This window comes from Mycetocola sp. Y444, from assembly GCF_059445295.1.
The window spans coordinates 318995-344222 of the sequence record NZ_JCAIUB010000002.1 but is presented as its reverse complement, the minus strand read 5'-3'; the positions used below and the strand labels follow the sequence as shown (position 1 = coordinate 344222).

Genomic DNA, 25228 nt, shown 5'->3' with positions numbered 1-25228 from the left:
TTGAGAGGGGTCCTAGATTTCAGCGGGCCGAGCATCCCACGGGCGAGAGTGCCGGGACCCTGACCGTAACCGCGGCGGGACGGCGGGTTATTCCCAGCGTCGGCAATAATATCGAATCGATTCGATCGGGGGAAACCCTTGACGACGGCGGGTCGGAATTTATCGTCACGAACCGACACAGGAAGCGCCAGCGTGAGCGGGCCCTTGCGGTCAGGCGGTCCGGGCTGCGAGCCGGGCGGGGTCCTCGATGAGAGGCTCGAAGGCAAGCTGCGCTGCGCCAATCAGCAGCAGGTCCGGGCCCAGTTGCGCGCGCACGATCCTGACCGATTCGTAGGAGGCGGCCAGGGTCTGTTCAGCGACGAGTGCCTCGAGCAGGTCGGGGTCGAACGCGTGCAGCGACGCCAGGAATCCACCGAGCACGACGAGCTCCGGGTTGAGCACATTGATCGCGTTGCGGAGCGCGATGCTCAGGATGCCGAGCTGGCGCACGGCTTCGGTGCGCAGCTCGGGCGACGTCGATGAGAAGAGCGCTTCCTCGAATTGAGCCGGGTCCGCCGACCGCAACTCGAGGAGTTCGAGCAGACGGGCGCGGTTGACCTCGTCCTCGAGTGCGCCGCCCGTTGACGGCTGGCCCGGACCATCCGGTGCCGTGACGAGGTTGTGCCCGAACTCCCCCGCGTATCCGCCGACACCGCGAAGTGGCGCGCCGTTCACGATGACACCGCCACCGATGCCCGAGGCGCCACCGTTGAGGTAGATCAGGTCGTCCACTCCGCGGCCAGCGCCGAAGGTGTGCTCCGCCAGCGCGCCAAGGCTCGCATCGTTGGCTGCTCGCGAGACGTACCCCGTGGCATCCGACAGCAACGACGCGACCGGCTCGTCGACCCAGCCGAGGTGAGGGGCAAGCCGAACAACGCCGTCTCCGGATCTGACGAGGCCCGGGACGGCAACACCGACCCCTGCGACGACGGCGTCCGCCGACAGACGCGACCGCAGTTCGGCGATGAGGCCGGCGGTCACGCGCACCGTTTCGTCAACGCCGAGCGGCGCGTCGATTTCGTGGCGGATTCGCTCGACGACGGCACCGTTCATCCGCACGACACCGATGCTGATGGCATCCTGCTCGGGGTTGACCGCGAAAGCCACACAATCGGGGTGGGGGCGAACGACGGGCGACGGGCGCCCGACGCCACGATTGACGTCCGGCTCAGCCTCGACGACCAGCCGCAGTGCGGTGAGCTCCGTGACGAGTGCGGCAACGGTCGATCGGTTGAGCCCCGTCTCGCGGGTGAGCGTCGACCGCGAGAGCGCGCCCTCACGATGAACGAGTCCAAGGATTCGCGACAGGTTGTACCGACGGACGGTATCGAGGTTGGTGCCGCGATTATTCACTGTCAGCTCAGGATTCTGTGGCTCCTGCCACGTTCTGCGTACGAGAGCGCGCTGTCGGGAGCGAGCGTCCGAGGTGTCATTCCTTCATCGAACGATACCAACGTCGTGGAATCGCCGGACGTCTGGTCCCCATAGTCGGGAAAATGACCACGTTTCCGTCGACAGCGGCACGCGAGGACACTCACTCGTCGCACGTGTCGACGACGCGATCCGCACGCCCACTCGCTAGTCTTAGTCCGCTTCCAGCCCCACTCGAGAGGTCCAACGATGTACGTCGACATGCCCGCGTCCGAACTCCCCGATTACCGCAGCAGCCAGGTCGACCCTGACGACTTCGATGAGTTCTGGGACGCAACGCTGACGACCTCGCGCGCCGCGGCATCCGCTGTTCGCATTGAACCGGTGGAGTCGGGCTTGACCACGATCGATGTCTTCGACGTGACCTTCTCCGGGTGGACCGGCCAGCCGGTCAGGGCATGGCTGCGGATGCCGAAGGGTGCGGCGGGTCCGCTGCCCGCGATCGTGCAGTTCGTCGGCTACGGCGGCGGCCGCGGCCACTACCTCGAGAACCTGCTCTTCGCCTCATCGGGCTTTGTCCACTTCCAGATGGACACCCGCGGACAGGGCAGCGGCTGGTCACTCGGCGACACACCCGACCCCGACGGCACCGGCCCGCAGATCCCCGGTGTGATGACGCGCGGAATCGACAGCCGCGAAACGTATTACTACCGGCGGCTGTTCACGGATGCCGTCCGCGCCGTCGAGACGGTGCGCGAACTGGCCGAGGTCGACCCGTCGCGCGTCTCCGTCTTTGGCGGCAGCCAGGGCGGTGGCATCGCACTCGCGGTCGCAGGGCTCGTGCCTGGGCTCGCCGCCGTTGCCCCGTGCGTGCCGTTCCTCTGCGACTTTCCCCGCGCGACGGTGATGACCGATGCCTACCCGTACAAGGAGATCCGCGACTATCTGGCGGTGCACCGGTCGAAGGTCGAGGCTGTCGCAGAGGTGCTCCGCTACTTCGACGGCGTCAACTTCGCGAAGCGAGCGACGGCACCCGCCCTGTTCTCGGCGGCCCTGATGGACGCCACCTGCCCGCCGTCGACGGTCCACGGCGCGTACAACGTGTACGGCGGCGAGCGGTCGATGTCGCTGTGGCAGTACAACGGGCACGAGGGCGGCGGCATCATCGATGAGCAGCGCGCGCTCGAGTTCTTCCGCGGAATCGTCGGCAACGCCTGAGTCGGCGCTCCGGGCTGTCGACGCGAGAGCATCACTTCCGGTCGAAAGCATCCCGCGCACCTGATGCCCTGGACCGGAACTGATGTTTTCGCCGCAGCACCCGCCGGGCGAGTGTCAGCCGCGGTGAGCGCCAGCGCTGCCGCGCACGAAACCGGCCGGATCGTCGAGCAGGCCAGCGAACGCGAGTTCTGCGGCACCGACCAGGACCAGCCGTGAGCCGAGGCTGGCGCGCTCGATCTGCACAGTGTGCCCGACGCTCGACATCGAACGGATGCTGACGGCATCCACGAGTCGTTCCCGACCGACGGAGAGCAGCGAACCGAGAAAGCCGCCCAGGATCACCATCTCGGGGTCGAACATGTTCACGAAGTTCGAGATTGCCTCCGACAGGAGGTCGAGCTGCCGCTGCACCTCGGCGAGGACAGCGGGGTCGCGGGAGACCCCGAGGGCAATGTCGAGCTCGTCCACGTCGGCGCGCGGCAAGCCGAGCACCGCAAGAAGGCGGGACATGCTGACCTCGGTCTCGAGGCATCCGATACGGCCGCAGTGGCAACGCGACCCGACGCTGTTGACGAGTGTGTGCCCGAGCTCACCGGCGTAACCGCTCGTGCCGCGGAGCGGTGCCCCGCCGATGATGAGTCCGCCGCCGATGCCCGACGCGCTTCCGTTGAGGTACACGAGATCGTCGATGTTCTGGGCGACGCCGAAGAGACTCTCGGCGATCGCGCCGAGGCTTGCATCGTTGCCGGCGTGAACCGGATAGCCCAGTGCCTTCTGCAGCGCCGTGGCGACTGCAGCGTCGCGCCAGCCCAGGTGCGGCGCGACGAGGACCCGGCCGTCGGTCACGTTCACGAGGCCGGGCACGGCGACCCCGACTCCGGCGATGCGGTAGTTTCTGTCGATCTCGCCGCGCATTCCGTCGACGATGGCGCGCACGGCGTTGACCGTCTCGTGCACGCTCGCAATCCGCGTCGTATCGAAGCGGATGCGACGGATCACTTCGCCGCCAAGCCCGACGAGCCCGACGGTGACCGCGTCGATCTCGGGAGTGACCGCGATGGCCGCAATTCCGGGGTTGGGGAACACCTGCAGGCTCGGCCGGCCGACCCGGCCGATGGCGCTCTCCGGTTCACCCTCGAAAACCATGCCGAGGTCGCTGAGTTCCGCGACGAGGGCAGCGATCGTCGACCGGTTGAGCCCGGTGCGCCTCGTCAGCTCGGCGCGGGAGCAGCCGCCGGCGTGGTGCAGCATCGTCATGACCATCGAGAGGTTGTACCGCCGGAGCTGGTCGTTGCTCGTGCCACCGCGGATACCGAGGGTGGACGGCGCGATGCTCACCACTCGTCACCACCCCTCGGTATTCTCCCTGTGCGGCGCCGCGCAGGGTCAGTTGCCGCCGGAGCGTCGCTTGTTGAAGATGTCGAACGCGACGGCGAGCAGGAGCACGAGCCCCTTGATGGTCTGCTGCCATGCGGCGTCAACGGAGAGGATCGACAACCCCATGTTGAGCACACCCATGACAAGGCCGCCGATGACGGCCCCGACAACAGTACCAACGCCGCCCTGAACCGCAGCGCCACCGATGAACACCGCTGCGATCGCGTCGAGTTCGTAGTTTCCACCGGCGGATGCCACTGCGCCGCCCGCGCGCGCCGTTGCCACGACGCCCGCGAGTCCGGCGAGCACACCCATGTTGACGAAGATGAAGAAGTTGACCCACTTGGTCTTCACCCCGCTCATGACCGCGGCGAACAGGTTGCCACCCATCGCGTACACGTGGCGGCCGAACACTGTGCGGTTGAGCACGAAGGTGTAGAGCAGAATCAGCACGGCCAGAATGATGAGGATGATCGGCGTTCCGCTGTAACCGGACAGCAGCCAGGCGAACCACAGAATGGCGACGGCGGCGATTCCGGTCTTGATCCACATCGACGCGATCGGCTCACGCGGCAGGTCGAGTTTTTTGAGCACGGCACGACTGCGAAGTTGCTGGATGATCAGGGCAGCAGCGGTCAGGATGCCGAGGGCGAGCGTGAGCACGTCGCGTCCGCCGATCTCGCCGAGGAATCCGGGCAACCATCCACCACCGATCGCGAGGTACTCCCGTGGAAGGCCCGAGATCGTGCCACCGGTGAGGAGGACGAGGGTGAGGCCGCGGAAGATGAGCATCCCGGCAAGGGTGACGATGAACGCCGGGATTCCGACGAAGGCCACCCAGAACCCCTGCCACGCCCCGACGGCGGCACCCACTCCGATCGCGAGGATGACGGACAGCCACCACGGCAGTCCCCATGTATTCATACTGATTGCGGCGACGGCGCCGACCATGGCGACCACCGAACCGACGGAGAGGTCGATGTGTCCAGCGATGATCACGATGACCATGCCGATCGCCAGGATGAGAACGTAGGCGTTCTGCTGGATCAGGTTGTTGACGTTTCCCGGCAGCAGAAGTCGCCCGTCGGTCAGGATCTGGAACAGGATGACGATGATCGCGAGGGCGGCCAGAATGCCGTACTGGCGCAGGTTGATCGAGAGCTTCGGGACGCGACGCCTGGGCGGTGCGGCCGGCTCGGTTGGTGTGGTCGTTGTTGTCGTGCTCATCGGGACTCAGTCCTTTCCCGCGGTCATGTAGTGCATGAGTTGCTCCTGGGACGCGTCCTCGCGGGCCACCTCTCCCGTGAGCTTGCCTTCGGAGATGGCGTAGATCCGGTCGGCGAGGCCGAGCAGCTCCGGCAGCTCCGACGAGATCACGACGACGGCCTTACCCTGGGCGGCGAGCTCGTTGATGATGCCGTAGATCTCGTATTTGGCGCCGACGTCGATTCCGCGCGTCGGTTCGTCGAGGATGAGGACGTCCGGGCCGGTGAAGATCCACTTCGACAGCACGACCTTCTGCTGGTTTCCTCCCGACAACTTGCCGGTAATCGACGACACACTCGGCGCCTTGATGTTCATCTTTTGTCGGTACGAGTCCGCGACCTTGTATTCGCGGTTGCGGTCGATCACGCCGAGCCTGGCGAGCTTGCCCAGGGCGGCAGCGGACACGTTCACCGCGATGTCTCCGATCAGGTTGAGGCCGTACCGCTTGCGGTCCTCGGTCGCATAGGCGAAGCCCTGGGAGATCGCTTCGTCGACGGTGCGCAGCTGGATCTCTTTCCCGTTCTTGAAAACGGTCCCGGAGATGTTGGTGCCGTATGACCGGCCGAACAGGCTCATCGCGAGTTCGGTGCGGCCAGCACCCATCAGGCCGGCGAAACCGACGATCTCGCCGGCGCGGACGGTGAACGAGGCACCGTCGACGACCTTCCTGCTGGTGTCCACCGGGTGGTGCACCGTCCAGTTTTCGACCCTCAGCACCTCCTCCCCGATCCGCGGGTCGCGCGGCGGGAACAGGCTGCTGAGATCTCGGCCCACCATCGAGCGGATGATTCGTGCCTCGGTGGCATCCGGCCCTGCCATGTCAATGGTCTCGATCGTCTTGCCGTCGCGCAGGACCGTCACCGTGTCGGCGACGCGCTTAATCTCCTTGAGCTTGTGGGAGATGATGATGCACGTGATGCCCTGGCTGCGGAGCTGCTCGATCAGGCCGAGCAGGTGCGCGCTGTCCTCGTCGTTGAGAGCGGCGGTTGGCTCATCCAGGATGAGCAGCTTCACCCGCTTCGAGAGCGCCTTGGCGATCTCGACGAGTTGCTGCTTCCCGACTCCGAGCTCGAGGATCTTCGTTGCCGGATTATCACTCAGTCCGACGCGGGCGAGCAGCAGCGCGGCTTCCCGGTTGGTCTTGTTCCAGTCGATCACGCCCCGTTTCTGGTTCTCGTTGCCGAGGAAGATGTTCTCCGCGATCGACAGGTATGGGCTGAGCGCCAGTTCCTGGTGAATGATGACGATGCCGTCGTGTTCGCTGTCATTGATCGATCGGTAGGCGACTTTCCTGCCCTCGAACTCGATGTCGCCGTCGAAACTGCCGGCCGGATAGACGCCGGACAGCACCTTCATGAGCGTCGACTTTCCCGCCCCGTTCTCGCCACAGATACCGTGGACCTCGCCGCGGCGGACGTCGATGGACACCCCGTCGAGCGCTTTGACCCCGTTGAAGTCCTTGACGATGTCGTTCATCTTGAGAATGGTCGTGCCCGCCATAGCCGCCCTCCGTTCCTTTCTCACTGCCGCGCCCCCGGCATCCGGATTCACTGCACAGTGCGGATGCCCCATCGAGGCATGTCTTCGTGTACCACCACGCCGGTGCGACCGGCCCCACCGGGATGGCGGAGCCGGTCGCGCTCGCGGTGCGGGTCAGAGCCCGACGTCCTCCGCCTTCACGAAGCCGGAGTCGACGAGCTTGGACTGCACGTCCTCCTCGACGACGACCTCTGGCTCAAGCAGGAACGAGGGAACGACCTTCTCGCCGTTGTCGTAGGTCTCCTCATCGTTGACCTCGACCTCGTCGCCCGCGATGATCTGTTCGACCATGGTGAAGACGCGGTCACCGAGCGTGCGGGTGTCCTTCCACACGGTCATCGACTGTTCTCCGTCGAGGATGGCCTTGACGTTGGCTTTATCGGCGTCCTGACCGGTGATGAGCGGGTAGTCCTCACCGGGCACGTATCCCGCCGACCGCAGCGAGGCGATGATGCCGACAGCGAGGCTGTCGTTCGGGGACAAGACAACGTCGACCTTCTCGTCACCGGAGTAGAACGACGACAGGCGGTTGTCCATCTCGGACTGCGCCCGGTCAGACAGCCAGCCCTGGATACCGATCGACGCCCACTCCTCGTTCGAGGCCGGAGCGTTGCCCGAAGGAACAACGAGCTGTCCGCTCTCCACGTATGGCAGCAGCACGTCCCACGCGCCGGAGAAGAAGAACTTCGCGTTGTTGTCGTCAGGGCTGCCGGCGAACGGTTCGAGGTTGAAGGGACCTGCGCCACTGGCGAGGTCGAGCTGCTCTTCGATGAACTGGCCTTGGAGCTGGCCGACCTGGTAGTTGTCGAAGGTCGCGTAGTAGTCGACGTTCTCGGTGCCGTTGATCAGCCGGTCGTACGCGATGATCGTGGCATCCTGCCCCTTGGCCTCTTCGAGCACCGGCGCGAGCACCTCGCCGTCGATGGCGGCGATCACGAGGATTTTAGCGCCACTGGCGATCTGGTTCTGGATCTGGCTGATCTGCTGGTCCGTTTTGTTGTCTGCGTATTGCAGGTCGACGGTGCAGTCGGCTTCTTCGAGCGCCTCCTGCAACTGCTCACCATCATTGATCCAGCGTTCGAGGCTGCGGGTGGGCATCGAGATACCCACGTTGCAGTCGCCGCCACCGTCGGCAGCGCCCCCGCCCCCGCCACCGCCGGTGTCGTTTGAACATGCTGCGAGCGACAGGACTACCGCGCCTGTCGCCGCGACCGCGAGAATTTTACGGGTCATGGACATGTGGTTGCTTTCCTCTCTGAATGCTTCCGGTTCTGCCAGCGCGCCGGGCAAAACGGGCGGCAGTTACCTCGTCGTGCCTGCGCCGCTGCATGATGCTGCGACGACCCACGACCTTTGTTGACGGAGAGAACATAACCCAGTCCCGGCAGCCCGTCCAGCGTTTTCTGAGAAATTCTCGACCGGCCATGGCGGCCCCGGCGAGCGTTCGGATCCGCACGCAGGGGGTCGACCATGTGCCGATTGTGGAATATGTTTTGGGCTGAAACTTTTCACCCGGATGCCGTCGACCGGCTGGCCAAACGGCATCCGTTGTGTAATATGTTTCTACATCCAACAAATCATCAACGATGCTGAATGGGAGCACCACATGAGCCTCACCCCCACCCGCGACGACAAATTCTCCTTCGGCCTCTGGACCGTCGGCTACAACGGCGCCGACCCCTTCGGCGGACCGACCCGCGCGCCGCTCGACGTCGTGCACGCCGTTGAGAAGCTCACCGAACTCGGCGCATACGGCCTGACGTTCCACGACGACGACCTGTTCGCGTTCGGTTCGACCGACGCTGAGCGCCAGACGCAGATCGACCGCCTCAAGAAGGCCCTCGAAGACACCGGCCTCATCGTGCCGATGGTCACCACCAACCTCTTCTCGGCCCCCGTCTTCAAGGACGGCGGCTTCACCTCGAACGACCGCAACGTGCGCAGGTTCGCCCTCCGCAAGGTGCTGCGCAACATCGACCTCGCCGCTGAGCTCGGTGCAAAGACCTTCGTCATGTGGGGCGGCCGCGAGGGCGCTGAGTACGACGCAGCGAAGGACATCCGCGGCGCTCTCGAGCGGTACCGCGAGGCCGTCAACCTGCTCGGCGACTACGTCACCGACAAGGGTTATGACATCCGTTTCGCTATCGAGCCGAAGCCGAACGAGCCGCGCGGCGACATCCTGCTGCCGACCCTCGGTCACGCCATCGCGTTCATCAACACCCTCGAGCGCCCCGAACTCGTCGGCGTGAACCCCGAGGTTGGGCACGAGCAGATGGCCGGGCTCAACTTCACCGCTGGTATTGCGCAGGCGCTGGATGCCGGCAAGCTGTACCACATCGACCTCAACGGCCAGCGGGGCATCAAGTACGACCAGGACCTCGTCTTCGGTCACGGCGACCTGCAGAACGCCTTCTCGCTCGTCGACCTCCTCGAAAACGGCGGCCCGAACGGCGGACCGGCCTACGACGGCCCCCGCCACTTCGACTACAAGCCGAGCCGCACCGAGGACGAGACCGGCGTCTGGGACTCAGCAGCGGCCAACATGCGCACCTACCTCCTGCTCAAGGAGCGGGCCGCAGCATTCCGCGCCGACCCCGAGGTCCAGGAAGCACTCGCCGCTTCTCGCGTGACCGAGCTCAGCGACACCACGCTGAACCCGGGCGAGAGCTACGACGACCTGCTCGCTGACCGCAGCGCATTCGAGGACTTCAACGCCGATGAGTACTTCAACGGCAAGGGCTTCGGATTCGTTCGCCTGCAGCAGCTCGCACTCGAGCACCTGCTGAACGCACGATAAAGAACCGCGGGGCGCGGATGCCGCGGCACTGTACGTTTCGTACCGGGCCACGGCATCCGCTCTCCCTCACGACCGAGTGGCGGACTCCGACGCATTGGCGAGCACCAGGCGTCGGGGTCCGCGCTCTTTACACGGCATAACTCCCACCGAAAGGCACCCCCATGACCCTCGTCGCCGGCGTCGACTCCTCGACCCAGAGCTGCAAGATTGTGATCACGGATGCCGATACCGGCGAGATCGTGCGCTCCGGCCGCGCACCGCATCCGTCAGGAACAGAGGTGGCGCCATCGGCGTGGTGGGACGCGCTGAACACGGCGATCGCCGAGGCAGGTGGACTCGACGATGTCGCGGCGATTTCGGTCGGCGGGCAGCAGCACGGCATGGTGGTCCTCGATGAGGACGGCCGGGTCATCCGCGACGCACTGCTCTGGAACGACACCCGCAGCGCGGCCGCCGCGCGGGACCTCATCGCCGAGGTGGGCGCCGACGTGTATGCGTCGCGAATCGGCGTCGTCCCCGTCGCCTCGTTCACGGCGACCAAGCTGCGCTGGCTGCGCGACGCCGAACCGGAGAACGCCGCCCGCGTCGCCGCCGTCGCACTCCCCCATGACTGGCTGACCTGGCGCCTCCGCGGGTTCGGCCCTGTCGACGAGTCCGAGCTCGGCCCGGTGCTCGAGGAATTGACGACCGATCGATCCGACGCCTCAGGAACCGCGTACTGGTCGGCGGTCACCGGCGAGTACGAACTCGACTTCTTCGAACGCGCACTCGGCCACTCCGCGATCCTGCCGCGGGTTCTCGGGCCTGGCGAACAAGCCGGGCTGATGACAAACGGCACCCTCGTCGGACCAGGCGCCGGTGACAACGCAGGCGCCGCACTCGGGCTTGGCGCGGCATCCGGCGACGTCGTCGTCTCGATCGGCACGAGCGGTACCGTCTTCGCCGTCACCGAAACGCCGGCAACGGATGCCACGGGCACCGTCGCCGGATTCGCGGACGCCTCCGGACTGTTCCTGCCGCTGATCGCGACCCTCAATGCGGCGCGCATCCTCGACGCGATCGCGGGCCTGCTCGGCGTGAGCCACGATGAGCTGGGCGAACTCGCCCTGTCGGCTGAGCCCGGTGCGAACGGCCTCGTGCTTCAGCCGTACTTCGAGGGCGAGCGCACGCCCAACCGTCCCGACGCCACCGCGACCCTGTTCGGAATGACCCTCGGGTCGACCACGCGGCCCAACCTGGCGCGTGCGGCGATCGAGGGCATGCTCTGCGGACTCGCCGACGGGCTCGACGCTGTGCGGGCGCAGGGCGTCGTCGCGGAGCGGATCCTCATCGTCGGTGGGGCCGCCCAGAACCCGGCCGTTCAGCAGATCGCCGCGCAGGTCTTCGACGTTCCCGTCGTCATCCCCCGGCCGGGTGAGTACGTCGCGGCGGGCGCTGCGGCACAGGCCGCATGGGCGCTGACCGGCGAGCGTCCGGACTGGCCGCTGTCGATCACGGCCGAGCCGCCGGTCGACTTCCGCCCGGTGATCCGCGAGCAGTACCGCGCGCACTGAGCGCGGTCGGCGGGCACGCTTCCGCGCGCACGCTTTCCTTCCAGTTGCGCGATTACGTCGAAAGAGCGCGCTATTCCCTGTAATCGCGCAACTGGAACGGCGGCCACGTCGGGCAGGCGCTCTTCATCTGACGCAAAAGCACGGAGGGTGCGATCCCTCCGTGCGTTTGCGTCCACCGAACGGATGCCGTCACGGTGACGTGACCGCGGCATCCGTTCGGGTGATGTGTCTACTTCATGGTCCCCTGGCTGACGGATCCCTGCAGCTGGCGCTGGAAGATCACGTAGGCGATGAGCACGGGCACGATGGTGATGACAACGGCGGCGAACAGCGCGCCGAAGTCGACGGCGTAACCCGCTGACGACGCGAACGACGCCATGCCCTGCGAGAGAACGTAGTTGTTCTTGTCGGTATTCAACGCCACGGGCAGCAGGAACTGGTTCCACAGGCCGAGGAAGTTGAAGATCGCGACGGATGCCATCCCCGGTTTCGCCATCGGCAGCATCACCTGGAAGAAGGTCCGCCACTCCCCCGCACCGTCTATTGCCGCGGCTTCTGCGATCTCATCCGGCAGCCCCTTGAAGAAGGAGTACAGGAAGAACACCGTGAACGGCAGCGCGAATGCCACGTAGGTGAGGATGAGGCCGGGAAGCGTGTTGAGCAGCCCGATGTTGCGGAGTACGAAGAACAACGGAACGATCGCCAGGAACACCGGGAAGGTGAGTCCCGCAAGCATCAGGTAGTAGATGGCCCTGCTTCCGAAGAACCTGTACCGGGCGAGCACGTACGCGCACATCGCGCCGAGGACCATGACGATGACGAGCGCGAACCCGACGACGATCACCGTGTTGAGGAAGTAATTACCGATGCCCTCTCGCGTCCAGGCGGAGACGTAGTTGTTGAAGTTCCAGTCGGCGGGGAGCGAGAACGGCGAGGCGAAGATCTCCTTCGTCGTCTTGAAGCTCGTCATGAGCGTCCACAGCAGCGGCAGAATGACGATGAGCGACCAGATGACGAGCGCGGTGTGGGAGAGAACCCCGACGGCTTTGTCTCCCGGTGTGTTCACCGGTTTGCGAGAGAAACCCGGTGAACGGTCGGGGCGCGATACGCCCCGTGTGGTGATGGCTTCGGTTGTCATGCGCGGCCCCTCTCTTCCTTGCCGCCGGTGATGCGGTTGACCGTGAAGACCAGTGCCGCAAAAATCAGGGTCACGATCGCGAGCACAACACCCATGGCACTCGCCTGCCCGAACTCGCCCTTGACGAACGCCGTCCGAAACAGCTGCTGGCTCATCACGAGCGTCGAGTTGTTGGGACCGCCGCCCGGGTTGAGCGCCTGCATGTAGACGAAGGCGTCGAGCGCCATGATTCCGAGATAGATGTACGCGGTCTGGATGTTGTCACGAATGAGCGGGATCGTGATCGAGAAGGCCGTGCGCATGCGCCCCGCCCCATCGATCCTGGCCGCCTCATACGTTTCCGCCGGCACGCCCTTGATCGCCGCGACGAAGAGCACCATGTAGAAACCAACGAAGCCCCACACGATCACGAAGATCGTTGCGCCCATCGCGGTTCGCTCATCGCCGAGCCACGCGAACGACTCGAACATGTCGAGACCGACGAGTCCGAGGAGCCCGTTGAGCAGGCCAGCCGGGTTGTAGATCTGACCCCAGAGGATGCCGGTGACGATGGCGGGGATCACGTACGGGAAGAAGGAGACGACCCGGTAGAAGCTCGAGTTCCGCAGGCCGCGGATGGGACCGTGGCTTGGTCCACCGACGGTGACCATGGTGGCGAGCGCGAGCGCGAGCACGATGGTGACGAGCGGAACGACGATGGCGAGCAGAACGTTGTTGCCGAGCGCCGTGAGGAAGATGTCGTCGCTCAGCAGCCGGAGGTAGTTGTTGATCCCGACGATGTTCATCTCGGGACTGAACCCCGACCAGTCGGTGAGGGAGTAATACACCGCCTGGACAAATGGCCAGATCACGAAGATCACGAAGATTGCGAGGGGCAACCCGAGGAAGACCACCATGAACGACACGTAGTCGAAGGTGGCCTTCCTCTTCCGCGGCCGGGCAGCCTTTTGGCTGCCCGGCGTCGTGTTGGCGAGTGCCGTATCGATCACTTGATCTCGATTTTGTCGATCGAGTCGTCGTTCCTCACCCTGTCGGTGATTTCCTGAAGACTCGAGGTGAGGGTGGCGACATCGGACTTGCCGTCGAGGAAGGAGTTCCAGACGACGAGCTGGTCGGCGTTGGTGCCGTACAGGTCGACAAAGCCCCAGGTGAAGATGTTGTCGCCAGCGGCATCCAGCATCTCGGTCTGCGACACGAGCGCGGTCGATCCGAAACCGTCGGCGGGCACGAGTCCCTTGACGATGGTCGGAGCGAGCTTCGTCTTCGCAAAGTTCGTCGCGGCATCCTTCGACAGCATTGTCCGAAGGAGTTCCTTGCCGCCGGCCACGTTCTTGCCCTGCGACGGAACGATGAACGGCTCGCCCGCCGTTGAGTGCAGCGCCTCGACCGGCATTGCGGAACTCGCCGAGACCACCGGTGCAGGGAAGCCCTTCATGGCGAAGCCCTCCGCGGTGTTGTCCTTCATTTCGTTCTCGATCCAGGACCCTGACGGGTACAGGATCGCATCCATGTCGTTGCTCCACTGTGCCTGAGCGGCGGTGAACTGGGTACCGGCTCCACCGGGCTTCATGTAGCCGGCGGCGACGATGTCGTGCATCGCCGTGAAGACGCTCTGTACCGCCGGAAGTGACCAGCAGCCTTCCTCGAGGTTCTCGAGGGCGAGACGGACCTCGTCTCCACCTTCCTTGATCGCCGACTCGATGGCCATCGTCTGGTAGTAGGTTGCCGCTTCCTTGCCCCAGACGAAGAGGTACTTGCCCTGCTCCTTTGCCTTGGCACCGAGGTCCATCATCTCCGCCCAGGTGGTTGGAACAGCCCAGCCGTTCTCCTCGAACAGGCTCGACGAATACCACGTGCCGTAGACGGTGAGGACGTAGTTGAGGGCGGCGAGCTTGCCGTCGTAAGTGCCGGGAGTGAGCACTCCCCCGTAGAGCGTGTCGCGGATCTTGTCGCCCTCGAGGTTCTCGGCGTCGATGACATCGGTGAGGTCCTCGAGCTGGTCGAGGATCGTGTTCATTCCGATCAGGCCTGAACCTGAATTGTCGACGAGGTCAGGCGGGTTGCCCGCGACGAAGCGAGGCTGGAGTTCCTGGGCGATCTGCGTGCTCGACGCGACCTTGGCTGTCGAGCCCTCGTGGTTCTTCTCGAGGATCTTGGCCGCGTACTCGACGTAGTCAACGCCGTAGCCGCCGTCGAAGATGACCGAGTCGATGGTGGAGTTGTCTGCCATGCCGAACGGGTTATTGGCCGAGACGGTTCCTGCCGCGCCGCCCGTGCCACCGGGTCCTCCCGTTGCGCAGGACATCAGCGATCCGCCGAGCGGGATCAGTACTGCAGCGGCAATAGCGCCCCTGAGCACATTGCGTCGGTCGATGACCACGTTATCTATATTCATCATTGTGATGTGCCTTCCAATTTTGCTGGGATTGCCGAACCGGGTTGGGTCCCCTGATCAGCGGGTGGGGGGTTGGGGTTATGCGAGTCTGCGGATTTTTCCGCGGTACTTGTCTTCGAGTGCGCTGTTGTGAGCATCCCCTGCCGGGATATTCGCCGAGATGTACAGGGGCGGAACTTCATCCCTCTCGGTAAACCGGCGGGAAACCTCGACGGTCAGCATCTGCGCGATGAACGCCGATGTGATCGAAGAGATGGCACCAACGCCGGCACCGCCGGGAAGCTCGAGGGTGGTGTCACCGAAGGGCGCCAGGTTGTCGATGACGACGTCCGCGACGTCGCTGAGCCGCTTGCCGCTCGGATGCTTGGGCTCGACCGCGTTCGTGTGCTCGAGGCTCGTCACCGCGATGAGCTTGTGACCGCGTTCCTTCACGGCGAGCGCAAAGCCGACGATGGATCCGTTGACTCCCGAGTTCGACGCGATCAGGAACACGTCCTGCGGGTTGATGACCGACACCTCGATGAGCTCGTCGACCACAGCGGAGTCACGCTCGAGGGTCGATCCACCGAGGTCTCCGACATCCCTCCCTCCGTACAGAACGAGGTCCTGGAGCGAGATGCGATTGGTCGGGATGAGGCCGCCGGCACGGCCGGCGATCTCCATGGCGAATGCCTGCGAGTGGCCGGTGCCGAACGCCTGGAGCACCCCGCCTGCGTCGAGCGCATCGACGCAGAGGTCGACGGCAGCATCGAGTCCGCCGGATCCCGCGAGTTCCGCAAGCCGCTCCAGCCGGGTTGTCGCCTGGATGAGCAGCTGGTGAACAAGGTCCGTCATCGGCCCCCGCCTTTCGTTGTCGTGGTTCGGGCATCGCGCCCCGCGGGACGGCGGTGTTCGGAGACCGCCATGGCGCTGGCCGCGAGCTTTGCCGCGGTTTCGGCCGAATTGTGCTGGGCGACGAGCAGATAGAGCAGGTCGAGCACAAAGAGTTGCGAGTGTTTCGCGGAGAGATCGTCTGGCTGCAGGAACTGTTCGGGCGCTGCGGTGACGACATTCACGTCGGCAACGGTGGCGAGCGGCGACCTGGAGTTGTTGCTCAGGGAGATCGTGAATGCGCCGGACGACTTCGCCTGGGACAACATCTGGATGGTTTCCTCGGTGCGACCGGTGTTCGAGATTCCGATTGCCACAGCCCCCTCGCCGAGAATCGCCGCGCTCGTGAGTCCGGCGTGAACCTCGGACCAGCAGTGGGCGTTGATGCCGATGCGATACAGGCGTCCCTGCATTTCGAGCGCCATGCCGGCGCTCCCGCCGATGCCGTAGATGTCGAGGTGCGGCGTCGTCGCGATCGCACCGGCGATCGCGGTGACGGCGGTGAGGTCCATCTGCTGCGCCGTGGTTTCGAGCGATCGGACGTGCGCGTTGAGGAGGGTGCTCAGCACCTCGCCCGGGGTGTCTTCCGGAGCAAAGGCCCGGCCGATATCGGCGCGCCAGGACTCATGGGCGTCGCCCCTGCCGCTGTCGCTCGCGACGCCGACCCGGAACTGGACGTAGCCGCTGAAACCGATCTGTCGGCAGAATCTGGTCACCGTCGCGGCTGACGTTCCCGCCCGATCTGCGAGTTCAGTGATGGACAGCTCGAGCGGCAGAGTGGGCTGCTCAAGAAGAAGCTCGGCGATTTTCACCATAACGCTCGACATTTGTGGCAGGTTGGCCTGAATGCGAGTCGACATACGCAATGCCTCTCTCCCAGATGTCAGCGCTGACATGAAAATCCGTTTCAGTGGATTGGAGCTTTGTTGAAAAGTATTCTTACCAGCGAGGAAGAGCAATGTTGCAACCATCACGAAGTCGTAACGAATGATTAACGTTCTCGCAATAGACGCCGGTGGCACATCCACGCGTGCCGTCCTGCTGGATGAAACGGGTCATTGCCACGGCTATGGATTTGCCGGAGGCGGCAACCCCGTGTCGTCCGGTCCCGAGCGCGCCGCCGCGTCGATCACCGCGGCGGCCGAGGTGGCGAGTGACGCTGCCGGACGGCCGTCGAGCGATATCGGGCACGTCCTCATCGCGATGGCGGGTATGAGCGTTTCCGGGCCGATCGACTGGGTGACCACGCCGCTCGCCGCTCGGGGGTTCCCTGCCACCGCTGGCGTGGCATCCGATCTCCTCGCCATCTACTTCTCCGGAACCTGGGAACCGGACGGCTATGCGATGGTTGCCGGCACCGGGTCGGCGGGAATCCGTGTGCGCGACGGCATCACCGAGGCGACCGCCGATGGACTGGGCTGGTTGCTCGGCGATGCGGGCTCCGGCTATTGGATCGGCCACCGGGTTGTCGGTGCCGCCGTCGCGAGCCTCGACGGGCGCGCCGAACCGACGGCGCTCGTCCCGCTCGTCCTCGAGGCTGCCGGTATCGAGGAGTCGGGCCAGCGCGGACCGGACGGTCGCCCCTCGTCGCTCCGCGCGCTGGCCGAAGCGCTGTACGGCCTGCGTCCCGTCGAACTGTCGCGGTTCGCCCCGCTTGCCTTCGCGGCGGGATCGGATGCCACAGCGCGCGCAATACTGGACGACGCGATCGTCGCGCTCGCTCGATTGTTCGACGCGATTTCGGTTCCGGACCTCCTTGGTCCGCTCGTTCTCGGCGGAAGTATCCTGACCTCTCAGCCGCTGGTGAGCGACGGCGTAGCCGACATCATCCGCAGGTCGGGGTTTCGTCCGGAGATCAGGACTGTCCCTGACGGCGTCGTCGGCGCCGCGGTACTCGGCCTGCGCTCCGCGGGTGTCGACGTGACCGCCGACGTGTTCGACCGGATCCGGTCAACGCTCAGCCACCTGCGCTGACCGGTATCCCGCTCCCGCCGACCTCTGCGGCAGACCCCGAGCGGGTACGCTCGACCCAACCGACGACGAAAGGCACCCAGATGCAGATCCGCTCGACCCCGTCCATCCGGCCCGGCCTGTGCTCGATCACACTGCGCGAGTCGAGTGTCGACGAGGTCATCGCCCTTGCGGCCGCCGCCGGGCTCGAGTCGATCGAGTGGGGCGGCGACGTGCACGTGCCGCCGGGCGACGTCGAGATCGCACGGGAGGTCGGCGAGCGCACCCGCGCTGCCGGCCTCGACGTGGCATCCCTCGGCTCCTACTATCGCTGTGATGAGGTTGGCGACTTTCCCTCAGTGCTCTCCTCGGCCGCGGCGCTCGGGGCCCCGCGCATTCGTGTCTGGGCCGGCGAGAAGGCGTCCGCGGATGCCTCCGCCGAAGACCGCGCGCTGGTCACCGCCCAGCTCGATTCCGCAGCGCTGCACGCATCGGAGTACGGCATCGAAGTCGCTCTGGAGTTCCACGACGGCACTCTGACGGACACCGCCGAATCCACGCTCGACCTGCTCTCCGGCATCACAGCGACAAACGTGTCGTGCTACTGGCAGCCACCGGTCGGCGCTGATGACGAGGCGGCTCTCGCCGAGCTGTCGCAACTGGCCCAGTGGGTGTCGACGGTTCACGTCTTCTCGTGGTCGCCCGAACGCGAACGGATGCCATTGGACAGCCGGGAAGCGCTGTGGACGCGCGCCCTCGCCTTTGCTGGCACCCTGCCAGGCGTCACCGATGCGCTCATCGAGTTCCTGCCCAACGACGATCCGGCGCTCCTGGCCGGTGAGGCCGCGACCCTCGCGTCCTGGCTCGCCTGAACTCTGTCGCCGCCCGCTGAGTCGCCTGGCTCGCCGAGAGCATCACTTCCGGTCGAGCGCATCAGTTCCGCGGGATGTTCTCGACCGCAACTGATGTTCTCGGTCTGTTCGGCCCCGGGGAACCGGGCTCAGCCCGCGACGGCGGCGAGCCGCGCGCCCGCCTCACGGAGCCAGAGCCGCGTGTCCGCCATCGCTGACTCCGCACTCCCGGCGAGCTCGGTGAGCGAAACGACAGCGTCGAAACCGATCGGGTCGGCGGTGACCGCGCCGGCGACGAGCATCGCCCGCGCCGATCCGACCCCGGCAAGAGAGCGGACGTACGACGGGACCTTTCCGGCATCCGACTGTCCGTCAAAACGTCCTTCACCGGTCACGACAATCGAGGCGGATGCCACGGCGTCGGCCGCGTGCACGACCTCACCGACCGCGTCGGCGCCGGCGGCAAGCGTTGCGCCCCAGGCGAGCAGCCCGAACCCGGTGCCGCCCGCGGCACCCGCGCCCGGGGTGGACGCGTCAGCGGGCAGGAGCGCCGCCAGCCGGGCGAGCCCGGCATCGAGCACGGCGACATCGGCGGCGGTCGCGCCCTTCTGCGGGCCGAAGACCGCCGCGGCGCCGCCCGCACCGAGCAGCGGGTGGGTCACGTCGCTGAGAATGATCGCCCCGCCGGTCGGCAGGGTGCGAAGCCCGGTGAGGTCGACCGCCTCGAGGCGTGCGAGCCCACGCCCCCCGTTCGCGATCGGGGTGCCGTCGCCGTCGAGGAAGCGGCCACCGAGGGCGGTGAGCGCGCCGACGCCGCCGTCGGTCGACGAGCTGCCGCCGATCGCGAGGTAGACCCGCTCGACGCCGGCGTCGAGCGCGGCGGCGATGGCCTGGCCGAAGCCAAACGTGTGCGCGTCGAATGGCAGCAGCGGATCGAGCAGGGTGATGCCGCTCGTCTCGGCGAGCTCGACCACCGCCGAATTGTCGGGCAGCCGGATCCAGCTCGCGTCGACGCTGCGGTCGTCTGGGCCCTGCACCGTCACGGGCACGCGCACGGCTCCGGGGACGGCGACCTCGAACGCATCGAGAGTTCCCTCGCCACCGTCGGCGAGCGGCATCCGCACCAGGACATCATCGGGGCGAACGGATGCCCACCCCTCGGCGAGCGCGTCGGTCACCTCGATCGCCGTTGCCGTGCCCTTGAACGAATCGGGCGCGATCACAACGGTGTGGGGTGTCATGGGTCCACTCTGCCAGAGCGGCGGCGGACGGCGTGGGCGTGGCGGCGGGGCCGCTCGTGACGGATCGTGGGGCCAGCTCCCGCGTCACGCCTGCCTTAGCAGGGCCGCGGTTGAGTTTCGGGAGGTAGATCGTGGGGCACATGCCGCTATAGGCCCGCCGACCGCAGGTTCTCCTCCCGAAACGACGACACACCCCGTTCAGCACTCCGCGGCGGACTCAACGCGAGAACGGCTGTCGCCAGTCGGCGGCGTCCGCCGGTCACGCTCCACCAACGGCGGGGTCGGCCTCCCCGCGACGCTCAGCTACACTTCGGGCGGCAAATCGTGGGGTCCGTGCCCGCATAGCGCGCAGACCCGCCGATTTTCCTCCCGAAATGACGGCTCACCAGGTTCAGCACTCGCGGCACGTTCAACGCAAGAAACGGATGCCGTCGGCTCGGCCGCATCCGCCCGACACGCCCCGTCAACGCCCGGGTCCGCCACCCCGCGTGACACTCAACTGCACTCCGGGCGGCAAATCGTGGGGGCCGGGCCGGTATAGCCCCTCGACCTGCCGATTCTCCTCCCGAAACGACCGCTCACCAGGTTCAGCGCTCGCGGCACGTTCAACGCAAGAAACGGATGCCGTCGGCGCGGCCGCATCCGCCCGACACGCCCCGTCAACGCCCGGACCGGCCACCCCGCAACGGTTCGGGTGCACTTCAGGCGGCAAATCGTGGGGGTCGGGCCCGCACTGCGCGTGGACCCGCCGGTTTTCCTCCCGAAACGACAGGCACACGCACCCAGCCCACCGAAGCGGCTAGCCGAGCCGCTGGTGCGTCGCGGCAGCACCGGGTGAGGCGACCACGCGCACGGGCGGCGGCGGGCCAGCCGACTCGCGCACGACGAGGGACGGCAGGATGCGCGGAAGGTCGGCAGCGTCCTCATCGCGGAGCACGGCCAGGAGTTCGGTCATGATGTCACGGCCGAGCCCGTCGAAGTCCTGCCGGATCGTGGTCAACGGCGGAGCAAAGTGCTCAGCCTCAGGAATATCGTCGAAGCCGATGACGCTCACGTCGGCGGGCACGCTGAGGCCGGCCGAACTGAGGGCGTGGATCAGCCCGAGCGACATTTGGTCGTTGCCGACGAACACCGCTGTCATGTCGCGGTCGGCAGCGAGCGCGAGGCCGTGCCGGTACCCGCTCGCTGGGGTCCAGTCGCCGACGAGGTGCTCGCGCGCCGGCAGGCCGGCGGCGGCGAGGGAGTCGCGCCAGCCGCGGAGGCGCTCGGTGGCATCGGTTGAATCGAGTGGTCCGGAAATGTGCCGAATCTCGCGGTGCCCGAGGCCGACCAGATGATCGACGGCCGCACGCGCGCCCGCGTACTGGTCGAGCGCGACAGAGTGAACGCCCGGCCTTCCGCCCGCGTCGACGGCGATGAACGGAACCCCCAGCTCGATGCTCAGGATGGCCTCGAGCGCGCCGGCGTGCGCCGCAATGAGCACGATCGCCTCGACATTCTGTCGCAGCAGCAGTTCGACGGCGGCGCGCAGCGAATCCGGGTCTGAGTCGAGCATGCTCGCCATGCTCACCGCGTACCTGGCATCCCGAGCCGCGTCGTTGAAGTGCAGCGCCGTCGACGACGGCCCGAAGTCCGGCCCGCCCGTCGTGATCAGGCCGATCGTGCGCGACCGCCGGGTCACCAGCGCGCGCGCCGCCTGGGACGGCGTGTACCGCAACTGCTTGATCGCCTTCTCGACGCGCTCCCGGGTCGCAGGCCGCACATTGGGCAGGTCATTGAGCACCCGGGACACGGTCTGGTGCGATACCCCGGCGAGGCGAGCAACGTCGAAGATATTGGCGACGCGCGCCTTCTCATCCTCGTTCGTCACCACGTGGGTCCGCTCCCGCCCGGCGACTCTCGCCCGTCCATTCGATTATCTCGTCACTCTGACCGCACTGTGAACATAAGCCACACCGGTCTCACTGTGCCCCCCGGCGGCATCCGTTCGCCCGTGTGCAACGGATGCCGGGTCATGTCCGTCTCGCGGTCAGCACCTTCTGAAGGAAGATGAACACGAGCAGGAGTGCCCCGATGAAGATGCTGGTCCACCAGGACGTGAGGTTGCCGTCGAAGGTGATCAGGGTCTGGATGGTGCCGAGCACCAGCACGCCGAGCACCGAGCCGAGAACGAACCCGTACCCGCCCGCGAGCAGGGTGCCGCCGATCACCACAGCGGCGATGGCGTCGAGTTCAGTTCCGATCGCCGTCAGCGCGTACCCCGACAGTGTGTAGAAGCTGTAGAGCACACCGGCGAGACCGGAGCAGAACCCGCTGATGACGTAGACGAGCACCTTGGTCCGTGCAACCGGAAGACCCATCAGAACACCGGATGCCTCGCTGCCGCCGATTGCATACACGGTTCGTCCCAGCCGCGAATAGTGCAGTACCACCACGGCAACGATGACGAGCCCGATCGCGAGGATCACGCTCGGGGTGATGCTGAGCCGTGGGGCGAGGGGAATCCGGGTCTGCGCCAGGGCGATGAACACGGGGTCGGTGATCGAGATCGTCGTCTTGCTGATCACGTAGCAGAGACCCCTCGCGAGGAACATCGCAGCGAGGGTCGCAATGAACGGCTGGATCTGGAAGTAGTGGATCATCAGGCCGACGGCGAGGCCGAGCAGGGAGGTGGCCACGAGGATCAGCGGGATGATCACCCCGGGCGGCCAGCCGGCCTGGAGCAGGCTCGCCGCGATCATGGTCGACATGGCGAGGACCGCCCCGACCGAGAGGTCGATGCCACCGGTGAGGATCACGAACGTCATCCCGACGGCGAGCACGATGAGGTACGCGTTGTCGATGAAGAGGTTGGCGATCACCTGCGGGTTCGTGAACCCGCGATACCGGGACGCACCGGCGATGAACATGCCGACGAGGAGCACGGCGGTGACGATGACCGGCCCGTACTTCGGGTTGGTCAGCCAGCCACGAACACGGCCGACTGCCGAGCTGATCGGAGAGCCATCGGTTACGACTGTTGCGGTCATGCCGTCACCGCCCTTTCGCGGCGCCGCGCGTTTCGGCGGCGCGCCGACTCAATCAGCTGGGTCGTCCGTGGCGACTGGAGCAGGCAGACCACGGTGACCACGGCGGCTTTGAACACCATGGTCACAATCGGCGGGATGCCCACCGTGTACACGGTGGTGACGAGGGTCTGGATGACGAGCGCACCGATCAGCGTGCCGAAGAGCGAATACCGCCCACCCGCGAGCGACGTGCCACCGATGACCACCGCGAGGATGGCATCCAGTTCGATGAAGAGTCCTGTGTTGTTGGCATCCGCCGCCGTTTGATTGCTCGTGAGGACGAGGCCGGCGATCGCGGCGCACATCGCGGTGAAGACATAGACGGTGATGAGCAGGCCCCTGGCGCGAACGCCGGCAAGGCGGGATGCCTCCGGGTTGATGCCGACGGCCTCGATCATGAGACCGAGCGCCGTTCGGCGGGTGATCACGAGCGCGAACACGAAGATGACAGCCGCGATGAGCACCGCGATCGGCAGGCCGAGGAAGAACCCTGAGCCGATCGCCTTGAACGGAGGGCTGTTGACCGTGAGGATCTGCCCCTCCGTGATGAGCATGGCGACCCCGCGGCCGGCCGTCATGAGAATCAGTGTTGCGATGATCGGCTGGATGCCGACAACCGCGACGAGGAATCCGTTCCACAGCCCGAGGACGAGGGAGATGAGGAGGGAGACGACCACCGCGACCGCGACGGTGCCCGGGTTGCCGGGATCGGACGAGCCCAGGATGATCGAGCAGGCGACGGCGCCCGAGATCGCGCAGACGGCGCCGACGGAAAGGTCGATACCGCGGGTGGCGATGACGAGGGTCATGCCGACGGCGATCATCAGCGTCGGCGAGCCGTTGCGCAGGATGTCGATGAGGCTGCCGAAGAGGTGACCGTCGCGGACCTGCACCGAGAAGAACCCGGGGAACGCGATGAGGTTGATGCCGAGGAGCACGATGAGCATGACCACGGGCCAGAACAGCCGGTTCGCCATGAGCGTGTTGAGGTTCATGCGACGACCTCCGTTGCGAGCCCGTCGGCAATGATGGCGAGCAGGGTGTCTGTGGTGAGGCCGTCGTTCTCGATGTCGGCCACGAGCCTGCGGTCGCGCATGACGGCGATGCGATGACTCAGCCGAAGCACCTCGTCGAGTTCTGCCGAGATGTAAATCACGCTCATGCCGTTCTCGGCGAGGTTGGACACCAGCTTCTGGATCTCAGCCTTGGCGCCGACGTCGATACCGCGGGTCGGCTCATCGAGGATGAGAAGCCTGGGCGCTATCGCCAGCCAGCGGGCGAGGAGCACCTTCTGCTGGTTGCCGCCCGAGAGATTTTTGAGGAGCGCATCCGGGTTCGCCGGTCGGATGTTGAGCGCCGAGATGTAGCTCTCGGCGAGTTCGTCCTGCCTCTTCTTCGGGATCGGCCGGAACCAGCCGCGGTCGGCCTGCAACGCGAGGGCTATGTTGTCGCGAACCGTGAGTTCGTCGACGATTCCCTCTTCGCGACGGTTCTCACTCGAGTAGATGATCCGTTCGTGAATGGACTGGCGCGGGGTGCGGATGCGACGCAGCTTGCCCTCGATCTCGAGCGCACCGGCATCCGCCCGATCAACTCCGGAGAGAATCCGCGCCAGCTCGGTGCGGCCGGAACCGAGCAAACCGGCGAGGCCAACGACCTCGCCCTCGTAGACGTCGAGGTCGGTCGGCAGGACCGAGCCCTTGCGGCCGAGTCCGACGGCGCGCACGTACGGGGTGACTTCGACGTCGTCGATGCTCTGTTGCCTGGTCTTGCGTTCGAGATCCTCGAGCACGGTGAGTTCCTTGCCGATCATCTTCTGCACGAGCTCGATGCGCAGGATCTCCTCGGTCAGGTACTCGCCGACGAGCTTGCCGTTGCGCAGAACGGTCAACCGGTCGGAGATTTCATACACCTGGTCGAGGAAGTGCGAGACGAAGAGGATGGCGACGCCGTCGTCTTTGAGATCCCGGATGATACGGAAGAGTTCCTGCACTTCGTCGGCGTCGAGGCTCGAGGTCGGCTCGTCGAGGATGAGGACCCGCGCGTTGATGTCGGTCGCGCGCGCGATGGCGACGAGTTGCTGCACGGCGAGTGAGTGGGAGCCGAGCCGTGAGTTGGGATCGATGCTGAGGTGGAGCTTCGCCAGAAGCTCGGCGGCGCGCGCCCTGGTCGCTCGCCAGTCGATGAACCCGAATCGCCGGGGTTCCCGGCCGAGCATGATGTTCTCGGCGACGGTGAGGTTGGTCAGGAGGTTGACCTCCTGATAGACGGTTGAGATTCCCGCGGCCTGGGCCTCCGCGGTGGTGGAGAAGGACACCTCGGTGCCTGCGAGCGTAATCACGCCGCTGTCGATGCGATAGACGCCGGTCAGCGCCTTGATCAGAGTTGACTTTCCCGCCCCGTTCTCGCCGAGGAGTGAGTGCACCTCGCCGGGAAACATCCGGAAACTGACGCCGTCGAGGGCCTTCACCCCGGGGAATTCGATGGAGATGTTCTCCATGCTGACGGCTGGTTGCTGTTCGGTCATGACCCTGCTCTCTGCGCTGAGGAAAGAT

At 65.9% G+C, this 25228-nt stretch carries 20 protein-coding genes; 5 read left to right on the top strand and 15 right to left on the bottom strand.

Going from position 1 to position 25228, the window contains the following annotated elements:
* Positions 1 to 210 precede the first annotated feature (210 nt).
* Positions 211 to 1392: an ROK family transcriptional regulator gene (locus AC1C2M_RS08395; RefSeq protein ID WP_495435929.1), complete on the bottom strand. Its 1182-nt coding sequence runs from the start codon at positions 1390 to 1392 to the stop codon at positions 211 to 213.
* A gap of 279 nt (positions 1393 to 1671) precedes the next feature.
* On the opposite strand from AC1C2M_RS08395, the gene AC1C2M_RS08390 reads away from it, so the two are divergent.
* Positions 1672 to 2628: an acetylxylan esterase gene (locus AC1C2M_RS08390; RefSeq protein WP_495435928.1), complete on the top strand. Its 957-nt coding sequence runs from the start codon at positions 1672 to 1674 to the stop codon at positions 2626 to 2628.
* Between the two features lie 114 nt (positions 2629 to 2742).
* Here the strand turns inward: AC1C2M_RS08390 and AC1C2M_RS08385 are convergent, their stop codons facing one another.
* From AC1C2M_RS08385 to chvE, 4 genes are all read right to left on the bottom strand, one after another.
* A complete protein-coding gene (locus AC1C2M_RS08385) occupies positions 2743 to 3966 on the bottom strand; it encodes an ROK family protein (RefSeq protein WP_495435927.1) in 1224 nt (407 codons plus the stop codon).
* Between the two features lie 48 nt (positions 3967 to 4014).
* Positions 4015 to 5232: a multiple monosaccharide ABC transporter permease gene (gene mmsB, locus AC1C2M_RS08380; RefSeq protein ID WP_495435926.1), complete on the bottom strand. Its 1218-nt coding sequence runs from the start codon at positions 5230 to 5232 to the stop codon at positions 4015 to 4017.
* A gap of 6 nt (positions 5233 to 5238) precedes the next feature.
* Positions 5239 to 6771 (bottom strand): multiple monosaccharide ABC transporter ATP-binding protein, encoded by a 1533-nt coding sequence (gene mmsA / locus AC1C2M_RS08375; RefSeq protein WP_495435925.1) that lies wholly within the window; start codon positions 6769 to 6771, stop codon positions 5239 to 5241.
* Between the two features lie 153 nt (positions 6772 to 6924).
* Positions 6925 to 8049 carry a multiple monosaccharide ABC transporter substrate-binding protein gene (chvE, locus tag AC1C2M_RS08370; protein WP_495432605.1) on the bottom strand — a complete coding sequence of 375 codons (1125 nt, stop codon included), beginning with the start codon at positions 8047 to 8049 and terminating at the stop codon, positions 6925 to 6927.
* Between the two features lie 367 nt (positions 8050 to 8416).
* On the opposite strand from chvE, the gene xylA reads away from it, so the two are divergent.
* Positions 8417 to 9607, top strand: coding sequence for a xylose isomerase (gene xylA, locus AC1C2M_RS08365; RefSeq protein WP_495435924.1), 1191 nt, complete (start codon positions 8417 to 8419; stop codon positions 9605 to 9607).
* A gap of 161 nt (positions 9608 to 9768) precedes the next feature.
* Complete coding sequence (gene xylB / locus AC1C2M_RS08360; protein WP_495435923.1) at positions 9769 to 11160, top strand: xylulokinase; 1392 nt, start codon at positions 9769 to 9771, stop codon at positions 11158 to 11160.
* 229 nt (positions 11161 to 11389) lie between these two features.
* On the opposite strand, the gene AC1C2M_RS08355 is transcribed toward xylB, so the two are convergent.
* The 5 genes from AC1C2M_RS08355 to AC1C2M_RS08335 form a co-directional block, all read right to left on the bottom strand.
* On the bottom strand, positions 11390 to 12298 hold the full coding sequence (locus tag AC1C2M_RS08355; RefSeq protein ID WP_495435922.1) for a carbohydrate ABC transporter permease: 909 nt from the start codon (positions 12296 to 12298) through the stop codon (positions 11390 to 11392).
* The gene (locus AC1C2M_RS08350) at positions 12295 to 13194 is read right to left on the bottom strand and encodes a carbohydrate ABC transporter permease (RefSeq protein WP_483405887.1); all 900 of its coding nucleotides are present in this window, start codon (positions 13192 to 13194) and stop codon (positions 12295 to 12297) included. The genes AC1C2M_RS08355 and AC1C2M_RS08350 overlap by 4 nt, the downstream gene beginning before the upstream one ends.
* Positions 13195 to 13283: 89 nt before the next feature.
* Positions 13284 to 14693, bottom strand: a complete 1410-nt coding sequence (ngcE, locus tag AC1C2M_RS08345) for an N-acetylglucosamine/diacetylchitobiose ABC transporter substrate-binding protein (RefSeq protein ID WP_483405886.1) — start codon at positions 14691 to 14693, stop codon at positions 13284 to 13286.
* Between the two features lie 78 nt (positions 14694 to 14771).
* A complete protein-coding gene (locus tag AC1C2M_RS08340; RefSeq protein ID WP_495435921.1) occupies positions 14772 to 15527 on the bottom strand; it encodes a sugar isomerase domain-containing protein in 756 nt (251 codons plus the stop codon).
* A complete protein-coding gene (locus AC1C2M_RS08335) occupies positions 15524 to 16423 on the bottom strand; it encodes a MurR/RpiR family transcriptional regulator (protein ID WP_495435920.1) in 900 nt (299 codons plus the stop codon). Before AC1C2M_RS08335 ends, AC1C2M_RS08340 begins: the two co-directional genes overlap by 4 nt.
* A gap of 127 nt (positions 16424 to 16550) precedes the next feature.
* On the opposite strand from AC1C2M_RS08335, the gene AC1C2M_RS08330 reads away from it, so the two are divergent.
* Positions 16551 to 17537 (top strand): N-acetylglucosamine kinase, encoded by a 987-nt coding sequence (locus AC1C2M_RS08330; RefSeq protein ID WP_495435919.1) that lies wholly within the window; start codon positions 16551 to 16553, stop codon positions 17535 to 17537.
* 80 nt (positions 17538 to 17617) lie between these two features.
* Positions 17618 to 18385, top strand: a complete 768-nt coding sequence (locus AC1C2M_RS08325; protein ID WP_483405285.1) for a sugar phosphate isomerase/epimerase family protein — start codon at positions 17618 to 17620, stop codon at positions 18383 to 18385.
* Between the two features lie 128 nt (positions 18386 to 18513).
* Here AC1C2M_RS08325 and AC1C2M_RS08320 read toward each other — a convergent pair whose 3' ends face one another.
* The 5 genes from AC1C2M_RS08320 to AC1C2M_RS08300 form a co-directional block, all read right to left on the bottom strand.
* Positions 18514 to 19605 (bottom strand): glycerate kinase, encoded by a 1092-nt coding sequence (locus tag AC1C2M_RS08320; protein WP_495435918.1) that lies wholly within the window; start codon positions 19603 to 19605, stop codon positions 18514 to 18516.
* A 799-nt stretch (positions 19606 to 20404) separates the two neighbouring features.
* A complete protein-coding gene (locus AC1C2M_RS08315; RefSeq protein WP_483405283.1) occupies positions 20405 to 21478 on the bottom strand; it encodes a LacI family DNA-binding transcriptional regulator in 1074 nt (357 codons plus the stop codon).
* 139 nt (positions 21479 to 21617) lie between these two features.
* Positions 21618 to 22634 (bottom strand): galactofuranose ABC transporter, permease protein YjfF, encoded by a 1017-nt coding sequence (yjfF, locus tag AC1C2M_RS08310; RefSeq protein ID WP_483405282.1) that lies wholly within the window; start codon positions 22632 to 22634, stop codon positions 21618 to 21620.
* A complete protein-coding gene (locus tag AC1C2M_RS08305; RefSeq protein WP_495435917.1) occupies positions 22631 to 23668 on the bottom strand; it encodes an ABC transporter permease in 1038 nt (345 codons plus the stop codon). Before AC1C2M_RS08305 ends, yjfF begins: the two co-directional genes overlap by 4 nt.
* Positions 23665 to 25200: a sugar ABC transporter ATP-binding protein gene (locus tag AC1C2M_RS08300; protein ID WP_495435916.1), complete on the bottom strand. Its 1536-nt coding sequence runs from the start codon at positions 25198 to 25200 to the stop codon at positions 23665 to 23667. Before AC1C2M_RS08300 ends, AC1C2M_RS08305 begins: the two co-directional genes overlap by 4 nt.
* Between the last annotated feature and the right edge of the window lie 28 nt (positions 25201 to 25228).